Source organism: Mycolicibacterium aichiense (assembly GCF_010726245.1).
Classification (GTDB): domain Bacteria; phylum Actinomycetota; class Actinomycetes; order Mycobacteriales; family Mycobacteriaceae; genus Mycobacterium; species Mycobacterium aichiense.
Genome location: NZ_AP022561.1, coordinates 5,872,045 through 5,892,131, shown reverse-complemented (window position 1 = coordinate 5,892,131; position 20,087 = coordinate 5,872,045). Strand labels below are relative to the sequence as shown.

17 protein-coding genes are annotated in these 20,087 nt (G+C 66.7%); 10 read left to right on the top strand and 7 right to left on the bottom strand.

Translation table 11 applies throughout. The features are described from left to right. Positions 1 to 28: 28 nt before the first annotated feature. From G6N32_RS28230 to G6N32_RS28215, 4 genes are all read right to left on the bottom strand, one after another. The gene (locus tag G6N32_RS28230; protein WP_115317919.1) at positions 29 to 667 is read right to left on the bottom strand and encodes a DJ-1/PfpI family protein; all 639 of its coding nucleotides are present in this window, start codon (positions 665 to 667) and stop codon (positions 29 to 31) included. After that, on the bottom strand, positions 636 to 2,210 hold the full coding sequence (locus G6N32_RS28225) for a glycosyltransferase family 87 protein (protein WP_232077395.1): 1,575 nt from the start codon (positions 2,208 to 2,210) through the stop codon (positions 636 to 638). Before G6N32_RS28225 ends, G6N32_RS28230 begins: the two co-directional genes overlap by 32 nt. Before the next feature lie 68 nt (positions 2,211 to 2,278). Beyond that, entirely contained in the window at positions 2,279 to 4,609 is a 2,331-nt protein-coding gene (locus G6N32_RS28220; RefSeq protein ID WP_115317921.1) for a transglycosylase domain-containing protein, read from the bottom strand. 145 nt (positions 4,610 to 4,754) lie between these two features. Continuing rightward, positions 4,755 to 5,189 carry a DUF5318 domain-containing protein gene (locus G6N32_RS28215; protein WP_036342215.1) on the bottom strand — a complete coding sequence of 145 codons (435 nt, stop codon included), beginning with the start codon at positions 5,187 to 5,189 and terminating at the stop codon, positions 4,755 to 4,757. Positions 5,190 to 5,294: 105 nt separating this feature from the next. Here G6N32_RS28215 and G6N32_RS28210 point away from each other — a divergent pair, with 105 nt between their 5' ends. The 5 genes from G6N32_RS28210 (at position 5,295) to G6N32_RS28190 (ending at position 9,904) form a co-directional block, all read left to right on the top strand. After that, positions 5,295 to 6,155 carry a DUF1707 SHOCT-like domain-containing protein gene (locus G6N32_RS28210; RefSeq protein ID WP_410432963.1) on the top strand — a complete coding sequence of 287 codons (861 nt, stop codon included), beginning with the start codon at positions 5,295 to 5,297 and terminating at the stop codon, positions 6,153 to 6,155. Between the two features lie 169 nt (positions 6,156 to 6,324). Then, positions 6,325 to 6,870 carry a PadR family transcriptional regulator gene (locus tag G6N32_RS28205; protein ID WP_005142205.1) on the top strand — a complete coding sequence of 182 codons (546 nt, stop codon included), beginning with the start codon at positions 6,325 to 6,327 and terminating at the stop codon, positions 6,868 to 6,870. 58 nt (positions 6,871 to 6,928) lie between these two features. Further along, positions 6,929 to 8,029: an inositol-3-phosphate synthase gene (locus tag G6N32_RS28200; RefSeq protein WP_115317923.1), complete on the top strand. Its 1,101-nt coding sequence runs from the start codon at positions 6,929 to 6,931 to the stop codon at positions 8,027 to 8,029. A 110-nt stretch (positions 8,030 to 8,139) separates the two neighbouring features. Beyond that, entirely contained in the window at positions 8,140 to 9,066 is a 927-nt protein-coding gene (locus G6N32_RS28195; protein WP_115317924.1) for an Rv0045c family esterase, read from the top strand. Between the two features lie 52 nt (positions 9,067 to 9,118). Then, complete coding sequence (locus tag G6N32_RS28190; RefSeq protein ID WP_115317925.1) at positions 9,119 to 9,904, top strand: LLM class F420-dependent oxidoreductase; 786 nt, start codon at positions 9,119 to 9,121, stop codon at positions 9,902 to 9,904. On the opposite strand, the gene G6N32_RS28185 is transcribed toward G6N32_RS28190, so the two are convergent. Further along, complete coding sequence (locus G6N32_RS28185) at positions 9,901 to 11,073, bottom strand: cytochrome P450 (RefSeq protein ID WP_115317926.1); 1,173 nt, start codon at positions 11,071 to 11,073, stop codon at positions 9,901 to 9,903. The two genes, G6N32_RS28190 and G6N32_RS28185, sit on opposite strands and share 4 nt — an antisense overlap. Positions 11,074 to 11,186: 113 nt before the next feature. Between G6N32_RS28185 and G6N32_RS28180 the strand changes: the two genes are divergently transcribed. The 4 genes from G6N32_RS28180 to G6N32_RS28165 all read left to right on the top strand — a co-directional run bounded on the left by G6N32_RS28180 (position 11,187) and on the right by G6N32_RS28165 (position 14,952). Continuing rightward, positions 11,187 to 11,852, top strand: coding sequence for a GntR family transcriptional regulator (locus G6N32_RS28180; protein WP_115317927.1), 666 nt, complete (start codon positions 11,187 to 11,189; stop codon positions 11,850 to 11,852). Between the two features lie 44 nt (positions 11,853 to 11,896). Next, a complete protein-coding gene (locus tag G6N32_RS28175) occupies positions 11,897 to 13,690 on the top strand; it encodes an ABC transporter substrate-binding protein/permease (protein ID WP_115318946.1) in 1,794 nt (597 codons plus the stop codon). After that, on the top strand, positions 13,690 to 14,430 hold the full coding sequence (locus tag G6N32_RS28170) for an amino acid ABC transporter ATP-binding protein (RefSeq protein ID WP_115317928.1): 741 nt from the start codon (positions 13,690 to 13,692) through the stop codon (positions 14,428 to 14,430). The genes G6N32_RS28175 and G6N32_RS28170 overlap by 1 nt, the downstream gene beginning before the upstream one ends. Before the next feature lie 63 nt (positions 14,431 to 14,493). Then, positions 14,494 to 14,952: a MarR family winged helix-turn-helix transcriptional regulator gene (locus tag G6N32_RS28165; protein ID WP_036342236.1), complete on the top strand. Its 459-nt coding sequence runs from the start codon at positions 14,494 to 14,496 to the stop codon at positions 14,950 to 14,952. 83 nt (positions 14,953 to 15,035) lie between these two features. On the opposite strand, the gene ggh is transcribed toward G6N32_RS28165, so the two are convergent. After that, positions 15,036 to 16,376: a glucosylglycerate hydrolase gene (gene ggh, locus G6N32_RS28160; RefSeq protein WP_115317929.1), complete on the bottom strand. Its 1,341-nt coding sequence runs from the start codon at positions 16,374 to 16,376 to the stop codon at positions 15,036 to 15,038. Between the two features lie 53 nt (positions 16,377 to 16,429). On the opposite strand from ggh, the gene G6N32_RS28155 reads away from it, so the two are divergent. Next, complete coding sequence (locus G6N32_RS28155; RefSeq protein WP_115317930.1) at positions 16,430 to 17,131, top strand: SDR family oxidoreductase; 702 nt, start codon at positions 16,430 to 16,432, stop codon at positions 17,129 to 17,131. A gap of 16 nt (positions 17,132 to 17,147) precedes the next feature. Here G6N32_RS28155 and leuS read toward each other — a convergent pair whose 3' ends face one another. Beyond that, positions 17,148 to 20,015 (bottom strand): leucine--tRNA ligase, encoded by a 2,868-nt coding sequence (gene leuS / locus G6N32_RS28150; protein WP_115317931.1) that lies wholly within the window; start codon positions 20,013 to 20,015, stop codon positions 17,148 to 17,150. Positions 20,016 to 20,087 lie beyond the last annotated feature (72 nt).

The window sequence follows — 20,087 nt, the reverse complement described above, 5'->3', positions numbered from 1 at the left end:
CTACCGGAGAGCAGGCTGATCAGCGAAATCAGCTCCGCTGGCCGTAGTACTCCAGGGCCAGCTGCAGGGTCGCATCCGAGACCTGGTCCACCGCGCCGGCGTGGAACGGCGGCTGCGGGTCGTACTCGATCATCAGCTGGCTGGCCTCCGCGGCCCGCCGTCCGACCAGCAGTTCGACCAGCCGCAGCGCCATGTCGATGCCACTGGACACCCCGGCCGCGGTGATGATGCGCTCCTGCAGATGCTCGACGACCCGCTGAGGGGTGTAGATCGCACCGAAGGACTCCAACAGCTCGGTGGCCCGCCAGTGCGTCCCGGCGGTCAAACCGGTCAGCAGGCCCGCGGCCGCCAGCACCAGGCTGCCGGTGCACACCGAGGTGGTGAATGTGGTGTGCCGGTGCACCTCGCGGACCCAGTCCAGGACTGTGGTGTCCTCGACGAGGGTGCGGGTGCCGATTCCGCCGGGGAACACCAGGACGTCGGGTTTGGTGACCTCGTCGAAGGTGGCATCGACCGTCAGCCCGAGCATTCCGTTGTCGCTGCGGACCTCGCCGCGACGGTGGCCGACGAACACCACGTCGATCGACGGGATGCGCTGCAGGACCTCGTAGGGGCCGATCGCGTCGAGTGCGGTGTTACGCGGGAACAGTGCTATCGCGACTTGCATCCGGTGCCTCTTGTTCTTCGGGCGCACCCGCAGCGGTCGTCACGCGCGGACGCAGCCAGCGCGGGAACCACGTCGGATACGCGTCAGCGGCGCGGTCGAACACGCCGCCCGCAGGATCGTCCACTCGGCCATCCCACCGCACCAAATCCAGTTCGGGACGGTAGATCTGACGCACGACCAACACCATCAGGCCCATCACCGCGATGTCACGCAGCAGCACGGTGGCGGTGAACCATTGCTCGGGCAGGCCCTTGTTGCCCTCGCCGTACAGGTAGTACATCCGCGGCACCCAGACGAGCATGTCGATGGTCATCCACGCCAACAGAATTCGACGCTGCGGCAAGGCAAGCACCGCCAGCGGCACCAGCCACAGCGAGAACTGCGGGCTCCATACCTTGTTCACCAACAGGAACGCCGCGACGGTGAGGAACGCCAGCTGCGCCACCCGGGGCCGCTGCGGCGCGGTCAGTGCGATGTAAGCGATTGCCGCACAGCACAACACGAACACCACGGCGACGAAGATGTTGAGGATCACCGGCGGCTGCCAGAACCCGAGGTTCGTGTCGAAGCCGTCCCAGCCGGTAAAGGACTTCACCACGTTGTACAGCGAATCCATGTCGTCCCCGCGCCGGGAGTTGAGCCTGAAGAACTCCGACCAGCCGCGCGGAAACAGCACCATCACCGGAAGGTTCACCACAAACCAGGCACCCACCGCGGACACCACGGTCTTGGCGGCCTCAGGCATCCGGTCGGTGCGGATCGCCAGCACCAGCAACGGCAGCAACAGCAGCGCCGGATAGAGCTTCGCCGCCACCCCCAGCCCGATCAGGATGCCGGCGAGCACCGGCTTCTTGCGTGCCCACGCCAGCAAGCCGCCGATCGCCAAAGCTGTTGCCAGTGCATCGAAATTGGTGAAGATCTGGAAGACCAGAACCGGGGACGCGGCCACCAGTGCGGCATCCCACACTCGGCGGCCCGCCAGCCACGATGACGCCCACACCGTGGTCAACCACGCCAACGCCAATCCGATCGCCGCGAAGTTGAAGAACATCACCACTTCGGCGACAACAGGCAGCGACACCATCTTGGCGACCGCCGTGTAAGTCTTGGCCAGCGCCATCGACACGTACTGGTACACCCCGGTCAGCACCGGATATTCCATGTAGCGCACCGCGGGCTTGCCGTCGTACCGGATCTGCGGCCGGCCGCTCGAGTCGGTCTCGATCCAGCTCGACTTGTAGGGAAAGCGGCCCTGGCTCAACAACTCTGCACCGTAGAGCGGCACGGTGTCGGAGTAGCACAGCTCGAAATAGGCGCGCTGGTTCTGCCAGTTGGCCACCCGCTGGTCGGGTGTGCCGGTACCCACCGTCTGCAAGCAGGGCGCCTTCGTCGACCAGCCCAGGGCCAGCACCACAAGCGCCATCAGGAACATGACCCGCAACGGGGTGAAGATCCGGCTCCGGCCGATCAGGGCGTGCCGGCCCACCGGACCGCCCACGACTTCCGAGAGTGCCGCGCCGACAGCGTCATTGCGACTCGGCATGTCACGATCGTCCGCACTGCGCCGATCCTCGGCCAGCGGTGCAGGTGAGACGGTGGGGCGGCCGTCGATCACGGCGGCGGCGGCAGCGGCGCGTTAGGGTCACCGCCACCCGGCGGGGGCGGTTCTGGTCCACCCGGTGGCGGCGGCGGACCGCCGCCCGGCGGAATCGTGATGGTCGTCGGCGGTCCCAACGGGATCGTGATGCCCGGTGCCACTTCGATACTGGGCTGGATGACGGTCTCCGACGGCGGCGCGGGCGGCGGAGGCGGCGGTGCCGGAACACCGGCGTATCCGCCGATCTCGGTCGGCTTGGGGAACGACTCGTTGTCGGTGCCCTTCAGCGCACCGTCCATCGTGGCCTTCCAGATGTCCGACGGCAGGCCCGACCCGTACACCGGTCCACCCGAAGAGTTGACCAATGGTTGTGTGCCGTCGGTGGTGCCGACCCATACGGCCGTCGACAACGACGGCGTGTAGCCGACCATCCACGCGTCACGGTTGGCGTCGGTGTCGCCGAGCTGATTGGTTCCGGTCTTGGCCGCCGACGGCCGACCACCTGCCAGGTTGTGTCCGCGCGAATAGCCGGCGATCGGCTGCATCGCCGCGGTCACGTTGTCGGCGACTGCCTTGGGAATGCGTTGTTCGCCGCTGTTGTCGGCGGTGCTGGCGTCGAAGAGCACCTCGCCGCGGGAGTTGACGACCTTCTGCACGAAGTGCGGCTTGTGGTAGACGCCGGAGTCGGCCAGCGTGGCATAGGCCGACGCCATGTCGAGCACCCGGGACTGGTACTGGCCCAACACCACACCATTGTTCGGCGGGCCTCCCTTACCGTCCTCGGACAGCGTGTGCTCCACCCCCGGGAAGCTTTCCGCGATGCCGGCCCGGTGCGCGGCGTCGGCCACATCACTCGGGCCGTTCTTGAGCTTGAGCATCAGCCGGTAGTACGAGGTGTTCAACGAACGCTTGAGCGCCTCTGCGATATTGCAGACGCCGCAGCCCTCACCCTCGACGTTGGTGATCTTGATGCCGTTGACGGTGACCGGTGAGCTGTCGACCTGATAACCCAGCCCCATGCCCTGTTCGAGCGCAGCCACCAGCGCGAACACCTTGAACGACGAACCGGTGGGCAGGCCGGCCTGCGCGAAGTCGAAGCCCTGTGCGTCCGAGCCGCCGTAATAGGCCTTAACGCCACCGGTTTTCGGGTCGATGGACACCACTGCCGAACGCATGTCGGGCATCTCGCCGTCGAGATACTTCGACACCGCGTCCTCGGCGGCCTTCTGCGCCTGCGGATCGATCGTCGTGGTGATCTGCAGGCCCTGGGTGTTCAGCGTCTGCTCATCGATGTTGAACAGGTCGAGCAGTTCCTTGGTGACCTGGCGTTCGATCAGGCCATTCGGCCCGGTGGTGACGTTATTGGAGCGGGCCTGTTCCGGCGACACCGTCGGAGGGAAAACCTGTTGGGAACGTTCGTCCTTGGACAGCGCGCCCATCGAGACCATGCCGTCGAGCACCCAGTTCCACCGCTTGGCAGCACCGTCGGGGTCAACCGCCGGGTCCAGGGTCGACGGCCGCTGAATCAGCGCGGCCAGCAGCGCACCCTCGGCGACGGTCAGCTGCTCGACCGGCTTGTCGAAGTACGCCTTCGACGCGGCCGCGATGCCGTAGGCGCCGCGACCGAAATAGATGATGTTCAGATACGCCTGCAGCACTTGATCTTTGGACCATTCGCCGGTCATCTTCGTGGAGATGACCAGTTCCTTGGCCTTGCGGACCACACCGCCGACCCCGGAGCGGGCGTCACCGACGAGCGCGTTCTTCACGTACTGCTGGGTGATCGTCGACCCGCCCTGCAAGTCACCGCCGAACAGATTGTTCTTGAGCGCGCGGGCAAAGCCGGTAAACGAGAAGCCAGGATTGCTGTAGAAGTCCCGGTCTTCGGCGGCCATCACCGCGTTGCGGACCTGAACCGGCACCTGGTCGATGTTGACGTCGACCCGGTTACCTTCCGGCGGAACGATTTTCGCCAGCTCCGAGCCGTCGCTGGCCAGGATCGTTGAAACCTGGTTGGTGCGCAGGTCACCGGGCTGAGGCACCTTGACGATCAGGTAGGCCATCCCGAAGGTGATCAGCGGCAGCACGATCAACACGACGGCAGCCAGATACAACGATCGGCGCACCCACTTCCAGTTGACCTGCTGGGAGAACGTCGGCGGCTTGAACGGCGGCGGGCCGCCCGGGCCGCCGGACCCACCCGGCCGCCGCGGCGGGGGCGGCGGGAGCTTCGGCGGCGGGGTGCCATCCAGAGCGGCCTTGACGACGTCGACCGGGTCCCGCAGCAGCGGAGGGGTGTCCCGGACCGGTTCGATGATCGACGTCAACCGGTCGTCGGGCGGCACCTGCCGTCGCGGCGCAGATCGGGAGGGCCCAGAACCGCCGCCCGCGGCGGGGAAGCGCGTCGTCGGTGGCTCGGAGCCGCCGGACGCACTCTCGGCCCCTGATCCCGTGCGGTTGTCAGTGGCAGGCCGGTCGGGACGCCCTTCGCTATTCACTGGCCGTACGCGCGCCGGAGCGCGCCGTCTGGGTGCCACGGCGTCCTCGCGTCCCGTTGGTGGGACGCGGCGTTCCGAGCACGTAGGACTTGACCAGGTGATTCCACTCGCAGGTCCGGCATACCTCCACCACGTGTACCGAGAATTCGTCGAACCGAGTCGCCAGCAACACCAGCTCCTCGGCGGTGCGCGCGGATCCCGACACCGCACCCAGGTGATCGCCGAACACCCAGGACACCAAAGTCAGCGGCTCCTTGCGGCAGATCGGGCACATCACCGAACTGGGCTTCCCGTGAAACTTGGCGGCGCGCAACAGATAGGGATTGGCGTCGCAGACCTCCGAAACCCCAGTACGACCGGAGTACACCTCGGCCAGCAGGGAGCGTCGCCGGAGGGCGTAGTCCACCACCTGTCGCTGCAATCGCACGTGGACCAGAGTACGTCGGGGATCTGGGCAACGACACGCAACCGACTCGCGGCGCCGCCGAATATGCGGCTGGTCTGCGCTCTTGGCGCCTGAACTCTTACGATCATCGCCGTGGCGACATCGCAGACGTCCAGCACGCGCGCCAAGGACACCGACCGCAACGACACGTGCCAGATTCTGGACACCGCGCTGTCCGAGGGACAGCTGTCCATGACCGAGCACGAGCAGCGGGTCAAGGCCGCGACCACAGCGATGACGCTGGGCGACCTACGCGCCCTGGTGTCCGACCTGCAAACCGCGAACGCGCCGGTGCAGCTGCCCACACTGCGCAAGCCGCGGTTGTCCGCCCCGGGCACCAACGGAAGCTGGGGTATCCGGCTCGCCATCATGGGCGTCCTCGTAATGCTCGGCATCGGCATCGGCTGGGGGCTGTACGGCAATACGCCCTCGCCGCTGAACTTCACCTCCGACCCAGGCGCCAAGTCCGACGGGGTCGCTCCGGTTGTGCTGACCCCGCCCCGCCAGCTGCATTCGCTGGGTGGTCTCACCGGGCTCTTCGAGCAGATGAAGAAGAAGTTCGGCAACACCGAGGGAAACCGGCTGGTGATCTATCCCGACTATGCGTCGCTGACCCGGCCGGACCCCAGCGACGACCGCCGCGAACTCAATTACAGCTACCGCGGCGGCTGGGACGACCCGACCCCCTCCGGGGCCAGCAGTGACGCCAAGCTGGTGGACCTGAGCAAGTTCGACGCCAAAGCGGTCGTCGGCGTCCTGCGGGGTGCGCCGGAGACGCTGAACATGAAGCCCGGCGACGTCAAGAGCACTTATCTGATCATCGAGCCCAGCCGCGACCAGACCGTCCCCGGGACTTTGACCATCTCGGTGTACGTCTCGAGCGACTTCGGCAGCGGCTACATCCAGCTGTATCCCGACGGCTCGGAAAAGCAGATCAACTACCCCTAGCGGGCGAACGCGGCTCTGGTGTGACCCTCGGCGCCGAGCGCGACGCTGGGGTGACACTCGTCGGCAATCATGTGGACCGTGCGCACTCAAGTAGCGCCAAATATATCGCTCCGATACTATCGCCGGAGGTGTCGAACTGTCGTAACGGCTGAGCAAAGGAGGTGACCCGATGCTGGAGCTTGCCATCTTGGGTCTTCTCCTCGAGTCGCCTATGCACGGCTACGAACTGCGCAAACGGCTGACGGGCCTGCTCGGGGCGTTCCGCGCCTTTTCGTACGGCTCGCTGTACCCGGCGTTGCGCCGGATGCAGACCGACGGGTTGATCGTCGAGGACACCGCCCCCGCGGGAACCACGGTGTTGCGCCGTGCCCGCCGGGTGTACCAACTGACCGATGCCGGCCGCCAGCGGTTCGCCGAACTGGTAGCCGATACCGGTCCACAGAACTACACCGACGACGGCTTCGGTGTGCACCTGGCGTTCTTCAATCGCACACCGGCCGAGGCACGGATGCGGATCCTGGAAGGCCGCCGGCGTCAGGTGGAAGAGCGTCGCGAAGGTCTGCGGGAGGCCATCGCCCGAGCGAGCAATTCGTTCGACCGCTACACGAAACAACTGCATCAGCTGGGCTTGGAGTCCAGCGAGCGGGAAGTCAAGTGGCTCAACGAGCTTATCGCCGCTGAGCGGGTGGCTCAGAGCCATCCAGATCAGGCCTGAGCGGCCGCCGAAGTACCTGAACAGCAGCCAGCAGAAGTACGAGTTAGGAGAACGTCCCATGACGGAGCACAACGGAGCGTCGACAGATGTGCGGGTCGCCATTGTCGGCGTCGGCAACTGCGCGTCCTCACTGGTCCAGGGCGTGCAGTACTACCAGGACGCCGACGCGAACGCCACCGTTCCCGGCCTCATGCACGTGAAGCTCGGCCCGTACCACGTGCGCGACGTGAAGTTCGTCGCCGCATTCGACGTCGACGCCAAGAAGGTCGGCTTCGACCTCTCCGAGGCGATCTTCGCTTCGGAGAACAACACCATCAAGATCGCCGACGTGCCGCCGACCGACGTTGTCGTCCAGCGCGGCCCGACCCTCGACGGCATCGGCAAGTACTACGCCGAGACCATTGAGATCTCCGACGAGCAGCCGGTCGACGTCGTCAAGGTGCTCAAGGACAACAAGGTCGACGTGCTGGTCTCCTATCTGCCGGTGGGCTCCGACGAGGCCGACAAGTTCTACGCGCAGTGCGCCATCGACGCCAAGGTCGCGTTCGTCAACGCCCTGCCGGTGTTCATCGCCTCCGACCCGGTCTGGGCCAAGAAGTTCGAAGACGCCGGTGTTCCGATCGTCGGCGACGACATCAAGAGCCAGGTCGGCGCGACCATCACCCACCGCGTGATGGCCAAGCTGTTCGAGGACCGCGGCGTCACGCTGGACCGGACGTACCAGCTCAACGTCGGCGGCAACATGGACTTCAAGAACATGCTCGAGCGTGAGCGCCTGGAGTCCAAGAAGGTGTCCAAGACCCAGGCCGTGACGTCCAACCTGACCGGCTCGCTGGCCGGCAAGGTTGAGGACAAGAACGTCCACATCGGCCCGTCGGACCACGTCGCGTGGCTCGACGACCGCAAGTGGGCCTACGTCCGCCTCGAAGGACGCGCCTTCGGCGACGTGCCGCTGAACCTGGAGTACAAGCTCGAGGTGTGGGACTCGCCCAACTCGGCAGGCATCATCATCGACGCCGTGCGCGCCGCGAAGATCGCCAAGGACCGCGGCATCGGCGGCCCGATCATCCCCGCGTCGGCCTACTTGATGAAGAGCCCGCCCAAGCAGCTGGCCGACGACGTCGCGCGCGCGGAGCTCGAGAAGTTCATCGAAGGCTGACAGGAGCGCTGGCGACCCGGGAATCAACCGGATCGAATAGTTTTTCACCGAATGTGCGACCAGATCCGGATGGGACGCCCCATCGCGATCTGGTCGCACTTTCGCGTTAGATGAGCTGTGTGATCTCCGATGACGAGCTGATCGGCCTCGACGAATTCGCCCTGCTGCCCGAGAACGCCGAACAGGCCGGCGTGAGCGGCGAATTGCCGCCGGTCACCAGGATCTCCTCCGGCCCGATGAGCGCGCTGAAGTGGGGTGCCGAGCCGCCGCGGATCGTGTTTCTGCACGGCGGCGGACAAAACGCCCACACCTGGGACACCGTCATCCTCGGCCTTGGCGTTCCGGCGCTGGCCGTCGACCTGCCCGGCCACGGCCGCTCCGCCTGGCGAGAAGACGGCGACTACGGCCCGAAGCTCAATGCCGACACGCTGCGGCCCGTCCTGAACGAATGGGCGCCCAGCCCGCGCCTGGTGGTCGGCATGTCGCTGGGCGGACTGACGGCGCTGCGCATCGCTACCGTCGAGCCGGCGCTGGTACCCGAACTGGTCCTGGTCGATGTCACACCGTCCGCCCCGGAACGTCATGAGCAGATGAGCCAGGCTCAGCTCGGCGCGGTCGCACTGACGCAAGGCGAACGCACGTTCAGCAGCTTCGCCGCCATGCTGGACGTCACGATCGCCGCCTCGCCCACCCGGAGCCGGGAGTCGCTGCGCCGCGGCGTCTTTCACAACTCCAAGCAGTGCGACGACGGAACCTGGACCTGGCGCTACGACTCCTTCCGCAAGGGTGCCGGCTCCGGCGGCGGGCTGCCGGAGTCGTTCGCCGGTTTGTGGAACGACGTCCCGTCGATCACCATGCCCACCACGCTGGTGCGGGGTGCCAACTCGTTCTTCGTCAACGACGAGGATGCCGACGAATTCGCCCGTACCGCACCGGGTTTCCAGCGGGTGATCATGGTCCCCGATTCCGGCCACTCGGTACAGGGCGACCAGCCACGCGCACTGGTCGAGATTCTGCGCGACGTGCTCGCCGGCTGACAGCCCGCGCCAGGCGGGAATATCGGCGTACGACGCGACGTACGGTTGAGGTGTGACCTATCCCATTCGCATCGGCGTGCAACTGCAGCCGCAACATGCCCCCGACTACAACCAGATCCGCGATGCCGTCCGCCGCTGTGAAGACATCGGCGTCGACGTGGTCTTCAACTGGGACCACTTCTACCCGCTCTACGGCGACCCTGACGGTGCGCACTTCGAGTGCTGGACCATGCTGGGCGCCTGGGCCGAGCAGACCTCCCGCGTCGAGATCGGCGCGCTGGTCTCCTGCAACTCCTACCGCAACCCCGAGCTGCTGGCCGACATGGCCCGCACCGTCGACCACATCTCCGGCGGCAGGCTGATCCTCGGCATCGGGTCGGGCTGGAAGCAGAAGGACTACGACGAGTACGGCTACGAGTTCGGCACCGCCGGCAGCCGCCTCGACGACCTCGCGGGCGCGCTGCCGCGGATCAAGTCCCGGCTGGCCAAGCTGAATCCGGCGCCCACTCGGGACATCCCGATCCTCATCGGCGGACAGGGCGAGAAGAAAACGCTGCGCCTGGTCGCCGAGCACGGCGACATCTGGCACGGATTCACCAACGCCGAGACCTACCCCGGCAAAGCCGAGGTGCTCGACCGGCACTGCTCGGACGTCGGCCGCGATCCGGCCAAGATCGAGCGGTCATCGGGAGTCGAGGGCCGCGACAACGACACGATCGTGGCCAACGCCGAGGCGCTCACCGGACTGGGCGTGACCCTGCTGACCGTCGGCTGCGACGGACCGGACTACGACCTGAGCGCCGCCGAGGCTTTGGTGCGCTGGCGCGACAGCCGCTAGCAGGGATCGAACTCCAGCGGCAGCGATTCCAGGCCGAAGGTGCCGGCGGGCCACAACGTGGTGGCCTCGCCGGCCAACCGGTAATCCGGGATGCGGGCGTGGAATTCCTCCATGGTGAGCCGCAATTCGCGGCGCGCCAGGTGTGAACCCAGGCACCGGTGGATGCCGCCGCCGAATCCGAGGTGCACGGCCTTGGCGCCGAGGTCCATCTCATTGGCGGTGTGGGCGTACGGCCCGTCACGGTTGGCGGTGAACAGCATCAGCATGACTTGCGAATTCGCCGGGATCGTCACGCCTTCGACCTCCACATCGGCCGTCGTCACGCGCGGCACCCCGGGCACCGGGCCGTCCAGGCGCAGCACCTCCTCGATGAACGGTGGGATCAGCGACGGGTTCGCGGTCAACCGGTGCCTCAGGACCGGGTCATTGGCCAGGTTGAGCAACGCGAAGCCGATGGCACCGGTGACGGTGTCGAGTCCGGCCAGGACGATCAGGAAGCACAGCCCCAGGATCTCCGCATCGGTCCATGCCTCGTCGCCGTCGAGGGCCAGGATGCTGCTGAGCATGTCGTCGCCCGGATGGCTGCGCTTGATCTCCAGCTGCTCAGCCAAGAAGGTGAAAAGCGCGATGCTGCAATCGATTACCGACTGCGACTGCTCGCTGCCCAGTGATGAGACATCAGCACCCTTGATGATCCCGCTGACCCAGCCGAGGAAAGTGGGCAGATGCTCCAGGGGCAGCCCGAACAACGTCAGGATGGCCTGGGTGGGGAACTTGTAGGACAGGTCGGCGACGACGTCGCAGCGGCCCAGCGGAGCGAACTTGTCGATGTGCCCGCGAAGCTGTTCGCGCAGCTCGCCGTCCATCGCTTCCATGCGTTTGGGTCCGAACATCGGATCCAGCACGCGCCGGTAATCCGCATGCTTCGGCGGATCGATCGCGATCGGAATCATCGAGATGGCGTTGGCGACGCCGTCGAAGGCCTTCGCCGAAGAGAACAGCTCGGGGTGCTTCTGAGCGAAGCGGACTCCCTCGTAACTGGTGATCAACCACATCTTGCCGACCCGGTACACCGGGCCCGGTTTACGCAGGTGGTCCACCGCCGCCGTGCGCCCACTCGAGACCGGTGTAGCCACGTAGTAGCTGTCGGGCATTTCCGTCGTCGTCATGGACGCAGAGTAACGAGACTCACAGTCTCGTTACCTCATATTGCGCGAGATACCAGCAAGTAACCAGGAGGATTGCCACGAGTGCACGTCGTCTGGACGCCCTGGAGAGGGACATGCCCAAACGCTATGGGGTCAAAGAGAAAGACCTTGTCGTCGCACACGTCCTCGACATGTTGCTCACCGGGCGGCTGCGGTCGGGAGATCGCGTGGACCGCAACCAGATCACCGCTGCCCTCGGACTGAGCCGGGTGCCCGTGCAGGAAGCCCTCAATCAACTCGAACATGACGGCATCCTGGAGTCGCGCTATCACCGCGGCGCATTCATCCATCGCTTCGATGCCGACGTCCTACGCGAACACCACGAAGTGCACGGCCTACTGACCGGAGCGGCCGCCGCGCGAGCCGCCACCGATCCCCGGCCCGAGGTCCTCGACCGGCTCGCCGAACCGATGGCCGTCATGCGCGCCTCATCCGACTCCCGCGCCTTCCTCAACGCGGCCGACCTGTTCCGGAACATCGTCCTCGACGAATACGCCGGCCCCCGACTGACCGCGGGCATTCGAGCGTCGCGCGGGTTCATGTCCCAGGAATTCTGGGCCACCTACCCGTACACGGTGAACCAGCTCCTGCCGCTCGCCGAAGCCGAATACGCCGCGATCCATCGCCGCGATCCGTCGGCCGCACGGCAGGCCTGCCTGGACCGCACCGACCTGATGGCCGACGTGCTCATCGCAGAACTTCAACGGACCGGGGTGCTCACCGAGTTGGATTCCGTCTGATCGCAAGGCGCGACGAGATTGCCGCGGGCAGTACCTTGCTAATGATGGCTGAACACTGCGACCGGACACCGCGGGCCGGCATACGTCTGGCGGCACTGCTCTCGGTCCTGTTGATGATCGCCGGCCTGGTGGCCGCCGCACCGGCGGGTGCCGACCAGTGCGCCCCGCCGGGAGTCGAGTCGGCCAGCGCGCTGCCGACGAACCTCGCCGCCGCAGCCAAAGGGCCCGACGAGGACAAATACACCACCGCCACGGCGCAGCCGTTGACCTCGGTCAACCGTGACGCGCTCGGACTGATCACGCCGGGCACGCTGACGGTCGGCACCCTGTCGGATGCCCCGCCGAGCATCTGCATCGACTCGAAGGGGCAGTTCACCGGATTCGACAACGAACTGCTGCGGGCGATCGCCGACAAACTCGGCCTGAAGATCTCGTTCGTCGGCACCGAGTTCTCCGGTCTGCTGGCCCAGGTGGCCGCCCGCCGCTTCGACGTCGGGTCATCCTCGATCACCACCACCGACGCGCGCCGGCGCACCGTGGGCTTCACCAACGGCTACGACTTCGGTTACTTCTCTTTGGTCGTGCCGACGGGTTCGACGATCACCGGCTTTCAGAAGCTCGGGCCCGGACAGCGAATCGGCGTGGTGCAGGGCACCGTTCAAGAGGCTTACCTCGTCGATACCCTGCACCTGCAGCCGGTGAAGTTTCCGGACTACAACACCGTCTATGCCAGCCTGAAGACCCGTCAGATCGACGCCTGGGTCGCGCCCTCTCAGCAGGCGGTCGGCACGGTCAAGCCCGGCGACCCAGCCCAGATCGTCGAAAACACCTTCAGCTTGGACAATTTCGTCGCCTACGCGGTCGCGAACGAGAACAAGCCGCTGATCGACGCGCTCAACTCCGGACTGGACGCGGTGATCGCCGACGGCACTTGGTCGAAGCTGTACTCGGACTGGGTGCCGCGGGCGTTGCCGCCGGGCTGGAAGCCGGGCTCGAAAGCCGCGCCGGCTCCGCAGCTGCCCGACTTCGCCGCGATCGCCGCCGCGCACGAGAAACCCGCGTCCACGGGGGCGGCACCGAAATCGGTGCTGACCCAGCTGCGAGAGTCGTTCCTGGATTGGGATCTCTACAAGAAGGCCATCCCGGACCTGTTGACCACCGGGTTGCCCAACACGTTGATCCTGACGATCTGCGCCAGCGTGATCGGACTGCTGCTCGGTATGGTGCTGGCCGTGGCCGGGATCTCCCGTTCACGCTGGCTGCGTTGGCCGGCCCGGGTCTACACCGACATCTTCCGCGGGCTGCCCGAGGTGGTGATCATCCTGCTGATCGGGCTGGGCATCGGGCCCGTCGTGGGTGGCATCACCGGCAACAACCCCTTCCCGCTCGGCATCGCCGCGCTCGGGCTGATGGCCGCGGCCTACATCGGCGAGATCTTCCGCTCCGGCATCCAGAGTGTGGACGCCGGGCAGCTGGAGGCGTCCCGCGCGCTGGGGTTCAGTTACTCCTCCTCGATGCGGTTGGTGGTGGTCCCGCAGGGCATCCGCCGGGTGCTGCCCGCCCTGGTGAACCAGTTCATCTCGCTGCTCAAGGCGTCGTCGCTGGTGTACTTCCTGGGGTTGGTGGCCAGCCAGCGCGAGCTGTTCCAAGTGGGCCGCGACCTCAACGCCCAGACCGGCAACCTGTCGCCGTTGGTGGCGGCCGGTCTGTTCTACCTGTTGCTGACGATCCCGTTGACGCACTTGGTGAACTACATCGACGCCCGGCTGCGCCGCGGCCGAACGCAGCCCGACGAGGATCCGCTTGCGCCGAGCGCAACGAGCCAGGAGATGGTGTGATGGCGTCGCTTCCTGAGCCGGTGTCGTTGGCCTGCAAGGACATTCACCTCGCCTTCGGCACAAACAAGGTGCTTCGCGGCGTGGACCTGGACGTTCCCGCAGGCAGTACGACAGCAGTCATCGGCCCGTCGGGGTCGGGCAAATCCACACTGCTGCGCACGCTCAACCGGCTCTACGAGCCGGACCGCGGGGACATCCTGCTCGACGGCAAGTCGGTGTTGCACGATGATCCCGACGCGCTGCGCCAGCGCATCGGCATGGTGTTCCAGCAGTTCAACCTCTTCCCGCACCGCAGCGTCGTGGACAACGTCGCGCTGGGGCCACGCAAGCTCAAGCGGCTGTCGGCCGACGAGTCCCGCGAGCTCGCGCTCGCCCAGCTGGACCGGGTCGGGTTGAAGCACAAGGCCGAGGTCCGACCGGCCACGCTCTCCGGCGGTCAGCAGCAGCGGGTCGCGATCGCACGGGCGCTGGCGATGGCGCCGCAGGTGATGTTCTTCGACGAGGCCACCTCGGCGCTCGATCCCGAACTGGTCAAAGGGATCCTGGCGCTGATCGCCGAGCTGGGTTCGGACGGGATGACGATGGTGGTCGTCACCCACGAGATGGGGTTCGCCCAGTCGACTGCGGCCTCGGTGGTCTTCATGGACTACGGCCAGGTGATCGAGTCTGGGCCTCCCGAGCAGATCTTCAGCGCCGCCGAGACCGAGCGTCTGCAGCGGTTCCTGTCGCAAGTTCTCTAACTCGGGCGCGTAAAACCGCGTATCGCGCGGTTGACAACCGCGGACCGGTTAGACTAGCGAACTATGATTGAGGCCGAGCCGCAGGTCACTGACCTGTCCGGGGACCTGCAGCGGGTCCTGTCGAAGCTCTTTTCGGTCTTGCGCCGCGCCGACACCAAGTCCACCACCGCCGGAGCCGACCTCACCCTCGCACAGCTGTCCATCCTGCTGACCCTGCTGGATCAGGGTCCGATCCGGATGACCGAGCTGGCCGCACGCGAACGGGTGCGCACCCCCACCACCACCGTGGCGATCCGCCGGCTGGAAAAGCTCGGGCTGGTCAAGCGGTCACGTGACCCATCGGACCTGCGGGCCGTTCTCGTCGAGGTCACACCGCAGGGGCTGGTGCAGCACCGCGAAGCACTGGCGGTCCGGCGGGCCAACCTCGCGGCGTTGCTCTCGAAGCTGAGCGACGAGGAGCGGGAGACCCTGGCCAAGGCATTGCGGCCGCTCGAGCGGTTGGCCGAGCAGGCGGAGAGCTAGAGGGGTTTTAGCCCACGGCGGGCAGGAGCGCAGCGACTCGGGGATTCAGCCCACGGCGGGCAGGAGCGCAGCGACTCGGGGATTTAGCCCAGCCAGTCGAGTACCGCGGCCGCGGTCCAGGACTGTTGCATACTGCCCAGCGGCTCGCCGGTGAACGGTTCGTAGTACTCGGCGAAGGTGCCGTCACTGGCCTGCCGAAGGCCCTCCTGCCGCAGCAACAGCGAACGCTCCGACCATCCACGGCGCGCGAACGCCCACGAGAACAGCCACGTCAACACCGGCCAGACCGGCCCGCGCCAATACTCGCGCGGCCGAAAGTCCTTGGACACCGGCGACGTCGACGGGATCACCGAATACCGCAGGTCCGGGTGCCCGCAGAATCGCGGTCCCTCCAGCACACGCAGCAACGCCCGCTCCCGGTCGTGCGGCAGGCCGCCGCACAACAGCGGCGCAAACTGCGCGGCGGTCTCCGTCGCGATCCACTTGTCCGCTCTGACGTCGAAATCGCGTGCGGCACCGGTCCTTTGGTCGGTGGTCTCGACCACGCCGGTCCGGAACCGCTCGGCCCACGAATACAGATCGCGGACATCGGCGTGCGGCCGCTTGTAGTCCTCGCCGATATTGGCCAGCACATCGCAAGCGACCGCGAAAATTGCCGACACGAAGACATCTTCGACGGCGAAGCTCATCACCTTCGGCAGCAGATCGTCGTCGTAGCGGACCGACTTCATCTCCTCGAGCAACCACAGATACCGGTCGTATTCGGTGTCCGACGGGCGCTGGCTGGCGTCGGTGACGATGTGGGTGTCCTCGCGCTGATACTCCGGGAGGTTGCCGGGAATCACGTTGGCGTACGCGGAATCCCAGCGCGGCGAGTTGTCCATCCCGGACTCCCAGCCGTGATACAGCGTGACGCGACCGTGCTCGTTCTGATCACGGGCCTCGGCCAACCAGCGGTGCCAGCGCACCAGATCCGGCCACCGGCGGTCCAGGAACGACTCGGCGACGGCGCGGGTGGACCGGCCCCTGGTGCGGGCTCGGTCCAGAATGCGTTGCACCGCAATGGCATGCACCGGCGGCTGGGTGATCCCCGAGGTGTGCCGGGTGCGCGGGGCGTGCGCGGCCAATGCCGAGGTGGCCCAGCGGGCCGGGCCCGGGAAGTAGCCGTCGACGCCGTTGGCGAACACGATGTGCGGGATCATCCCGTTGGTCCACTGCGCCGACAGCAGGGTGTCCAGTTCGACGACCGCGCGCTCGACGCTCAGCGGGGCCAGGCCGACGGCGACGAACGCGGCGTCCCAACTCCACATGTGCGGGTACAGCAGCGGCGCCGCGGAGGTCATCACACCCAGGTCGTTACCGCGCAGAAGGTAGGCCGCGCGGGCCGCCAACTGTGTCGGGCCGAAGCTCGGGTCGTATGCCACGCGTTCATTCTGCGGCGCGAACCTGCGAAACGCGCGTCGGTAGGGTAAGTGGAATGGCGATCGGTGGGCATGAGCGAAGCGACCCGGGCAAGAAAACAGCTCTCATCACCGGTGCCAGTGGCGGGATCGGATCCGCGATCGCCGATGCACTGGCCCCCACCCACACGCTGCTGCTCGCAGGCCGCCCGTCCGATCGTCTGGACGCTGTGGCCACCCGTCTCGGCGCCACCACCTGGCCGCTGGACCTCACCGATCCGGACGGGATCGAGGCCGCCGCCGAGCCGCTCGTCGAACTGGACGTGCTGGTCCACAACGCCGGCGTCGCATACCCGGGACGGTTCGACGACTCGACACCCGAGCAGTGGCGGGCCTGCTTCGAGGTCAACGTGACCGGCGCCGTCGCCCTCACCCAGGCGCTGCTGCCCGCGCTGCGCGCGGCGCGCGGGCACGTCGTGTTCATCAACTCCGGCGCCGGACTCAACGCCTCACCCGGATTGGCCGCCTACTCGGCGAGCAAGTTCGCCCAGCGGGCGTTCGCCGATTCGCTGCGCGCCGACGTCCCGGAGCTGCGGGTCACCAGCGTGCACCCCGGCCGGGTCGACACCGAGATGCAACAGGACCTGGTCGCCTACGAGGGCGGGCAGTACGACCCGGCGAAGTTCCTCAAGCCCGAGACCGTCGCGCGGATCGTCGCCGAAGTGATCGCCAGCCCGCCCGACGCACACACCCATCAGGTGGTGGTCCGGCCTCGGTGACTTCGCGCCGAAATCACTAGACGACGAGGTTCACCAGCCGGCCGGGCACCACGATGACCTTCTTGGGGGTGGCGCCGGCCAGGAACGCCTGGACCTTCTCGTCGGCGAGCGCGGCCGCTTCGAGGCCGGCCTTGTCGGCATCGGCGGCAACGGTGATGCGTCCGCGGACCTTGCCGTTGACCTGCACCGGGTACTCGACGGTGTCGGTCACCAGGTACTGCGGATCGGCCACCGGGAAAGGTCCGTGCGCCAACGACTTCGCATGGCCCAGCCGCTGCCAGAGTTCCTCGGCCAGGTGCGGCGACAGCGGCGCGACCATCAGCACCAGCGGCTCCAGCGCCGCCCGCGCACTGACGCCCTCCTTGGTGAGGTGGTTGGTGTACTCGATCAGCTTGGCGGCGGCGGTGTTGTTGCGCAGGCCGGCGTAGTCCTCGGACACACCCTCGATCGTGCGGTGCAGCAGCCGCAGCGTGTCCTCGTCGAGCGCCTCATGCTCGGAAACCCTTGTCTCACCGGTGGACTCGTCGACCACAAGCCGCCACACCCGCTGCAGGAATCGGTAGGCGCCGACGACATCTTTGGTCGCCCACGGCCGAGACGCCTCCAGCGGGCCCATCGACATCTCGTACACCCGCAGCGTGTCCGCGCCGTAGCCGTCGCAGATCTCGTCCGGGGAGATCGAGTTCTTCAGGCTCTTGCCGATCTTGCCGAACTCCTGGGACACCTCTATTTCGCCGTCGTCACCGGGCAGGAAGAACTTCCCGTCCCGCTCGACGACGTCGGCGGCCGGTACGTAAGCGCCGCGGGAGTCGGTGTACGCGAACGCCTGGATGTACCCCTGGTTGACCAGGCGACGGTACGGCTCCCGCGAGCTGACGTGTCCGAGGTCGTGCAGCACCTTGTGCCAGAACCGGCAGTACAGCAGGTGCAGCACCGCGTGCTCGACGCCGCCGACGTAGACGTCCACTCCCCCGGGGTCGTCCGGGCCGTGCTCGGCTGGTCGCGGACCCATCCAATACTGCTCGTTCTCCTTGGCGCAGAACGTATCCGGGTTGTGCGGGTCCGCATAGCGCAGCTCGTACCAGGAGCTGCCCGCCCACTGCGGCATCACATTGGTGTCGCGGGTGTAGGTCTGCAGGCCGTCACCGAGATCCAACTCGACATGCACCCACTCGTCCGCCTTGTTCAGCGGCGGCGACGGTTCACTGTCGGCGTCGTCCGGGTCGAACATCACCGGCGAATAGTCGGCGATGTCGGGCAGTTCCACCGGGAGCGCCGATTCGGGCAGCGGGTGGGCCCGGCCGTCGGCGTCGTACACGATCGGGAACGGCTCGCCCCAGTACCGCTGCCGCGCGAAAAGCCAGTCCCGCAGTTTGTATTCGACGCGGGCGCGGCCGCGTCCGTCCGCCTCGAGTCGCTCGGTGATGGCGCTCTTGGCGTCCGCGACGGTCAGGCCGTCGAGGTACTGCGAATTCACCAGCGCACCGTCACCGGAATACGCGGCCTCGGAGATGTCGCCGCCAGAGATGACCTCGACGATCGGTAGGCCGAACTGGTTCGCGAACTCCCAGTCCCGCTGGTCGTGCCCCGGGACCGCCATGATCGCGCCGGTGCCGTAGCCCACCAGGACGTAGTCGGCGATGAACACCGGGACTTGTTGGCCGTCAGCCGGATTGGTCGCGTACGCACCGAGGAAGACGCCCGTCTTGGTCTTGTTCTCCTGACGTTCCAGATCGGACTTGGCCGCGATCGATCGCCGATAGGCTGCCACCGCCTCGACCGGGGTGCCGGCGCCGTTGGTCCACCGCGGGTCCACCCCGTCGGGCCACTGCGCGGCGGCGAGCTGGTCGACCAGTTCGTGCTCAGGAGCCAGCACCAGGTAGGTCGCACCGAACAGGGTGTCGGGCCGGGTGGTGAAGACCTCGATGTCCGCGCCGTCGGCGTCGAACAACACCGACGCTCCGGTGGATCGACCGATCCAATTGCGCTGCATGGTCTTGACCTTTTCCGGCCAGTCCAACACCTCGAGATCGTCGAGCAGCCGATCGGAGTAGGCAGTGATGCGCATCATCCACTGCCGCAACCGCTTCCGGAACACCGGGAAGTTGCCGCGCTCGCTGCGACCGTCGGAGGTGACCTCCTCGTTGGCCAGCACGGTGCCCAGCCCCGGGCACCAGTTCACCAGCGAGTCGGCCAGATAGACCAGTCGGTGGCCGTCGATGACGTCGCCTCGCTCACCCTCGGACAGGGCGGACCACTGCCGGCCGTCGTCGAGAGTGCGCGCACCGGAACCGAATTCTGCGATCAGCTCGGCGATCGGACGGGCCTTGTTCTGCTCGGTGTCGAACCAGGCGTTGTAGATCTGCAGGAAGATCCACTGGGTCCACTTGTAGAAGTCCACGTCGGTGGTCGAGAAGCTGCGCCGCTGGTCGTGTCCCAGGCCCAGCCTGCCAAGCTGGCGGCGGAAGTTGACAATATTGGCCTCGGTGCGGATCCGCGGATGGGTGCCGGTCTGGATCGCGTACTGTTCGGCGGGCAGGCCGAAAGCGTCGAAACCCAACGCGTGCAACACATTGCGTCCGGTCATCCGGAAGTAGCGCGCATAGACATCGGTGGCGATGTAACCCAGCGGATGTCCGACGTGCAGACCCTCGCCGGAGGGGTAGGGGAACATGTCCTGGACGAACATCTTGTCGTCGGGAACGGCCGAGGAGTCGGCGGGTGCCAGCGACCCGACCGGGTTCGGCACATCGAAGGTGCCCCACGACTGCCAGTTGTCCTGCCAGGTGCGCTCGATCCGGCCGGCCAGCTCGGCGGTATAGCGGAACCGCGGGGTGTCGGCGTCTGCGCTGCCCTGCGGTGCGGCGGTCGGGGTTTCGGTCACGCACACAGGGTATAAGGGCCGCTCGCGGGTCCACCCCCGCGATAGCGCTGTGTGACCCCGGTCGCACCCTGT

Bases quoted from the DNA above. Each gene is read 5' to 3' on its own strand.
- G6N32_RS28180 (WP_115317927.1), top strand. From the start codon at position 11,187: ATGCCCAAACGCTATGGGGTCAAAGAGAAAGACCTTGTCGTCGCACAC.
- G6N32_RS28170 (WP_115317928.1), top strand. From the start codon at position 13,690: ATGGCGTCGCTTCCTGAGCCGGTGTCGTTGGCCTGCAAGGACATTCAC.
- G6N32_RS28155 (WP_115317930.1), top strand. From the start codon at position 16,430: ATGGCGATCGGTGGGCATGAGCGAAGCGACCCGGGCAAGAAAACAGCT.
- G6N32_RS28200 (WP_115317923.1), top strand. From the start codon at position 6,929: ATGACGGAGCACAACGGAGCGTCGACAGATGTGCGGGTCGCCATTGTC.
- G6N32_RS28225 (WP_232077395.1), bottom strand. From the start codon at position 2,210: ATGCCGAGTCGCAATGACGCTGTCGGCGCGGCACTCTCGGAAGTCGTG.
- G6N32_RS28195 (WP_115317924.1), top strand. From the start codon at position 8,140: ATGAGCTGTGTGATCTCCGATGACGAGCTGATCGGCCTCGACGAATTC.
- G6N32_RS28185 (WP_115317926.1), bottom strand. From the start codon at position 11,073: ATGACGACGACGGAAATGCCCGACAGCTACTACGTGGCTACACCGGTC.
- G6N32_RS28205 (WP_005142205.1), top strand. From the start codon at position 6,325: ATGCTGGAGCTTGCCATCTTGGGTCTTCTCCTCGAGTCGCCTATGCAC.
- G6N32_RS28175 (WP_115318946.1), top strand. From the start codon at position 11,897: ATGGCTGAACACTGCGACCGGACACCGCGGGCCGGCATACGTCTGGCG.
- G6N32_RS28165 (WP_036342236.1), top strand. From the start codon at position 14,494: ATGATTGAGGCCGAGCCGCAGGTCACTGACCTGTCCGGGGACCTGCAG.
- G6N32_RS28230 (WP_115317919.1), bottom strand. From the start codon at position 667: ATGCAAGTCGCGATAGCACTGTTCCCGCGTAACACCGCACTCGACGCG.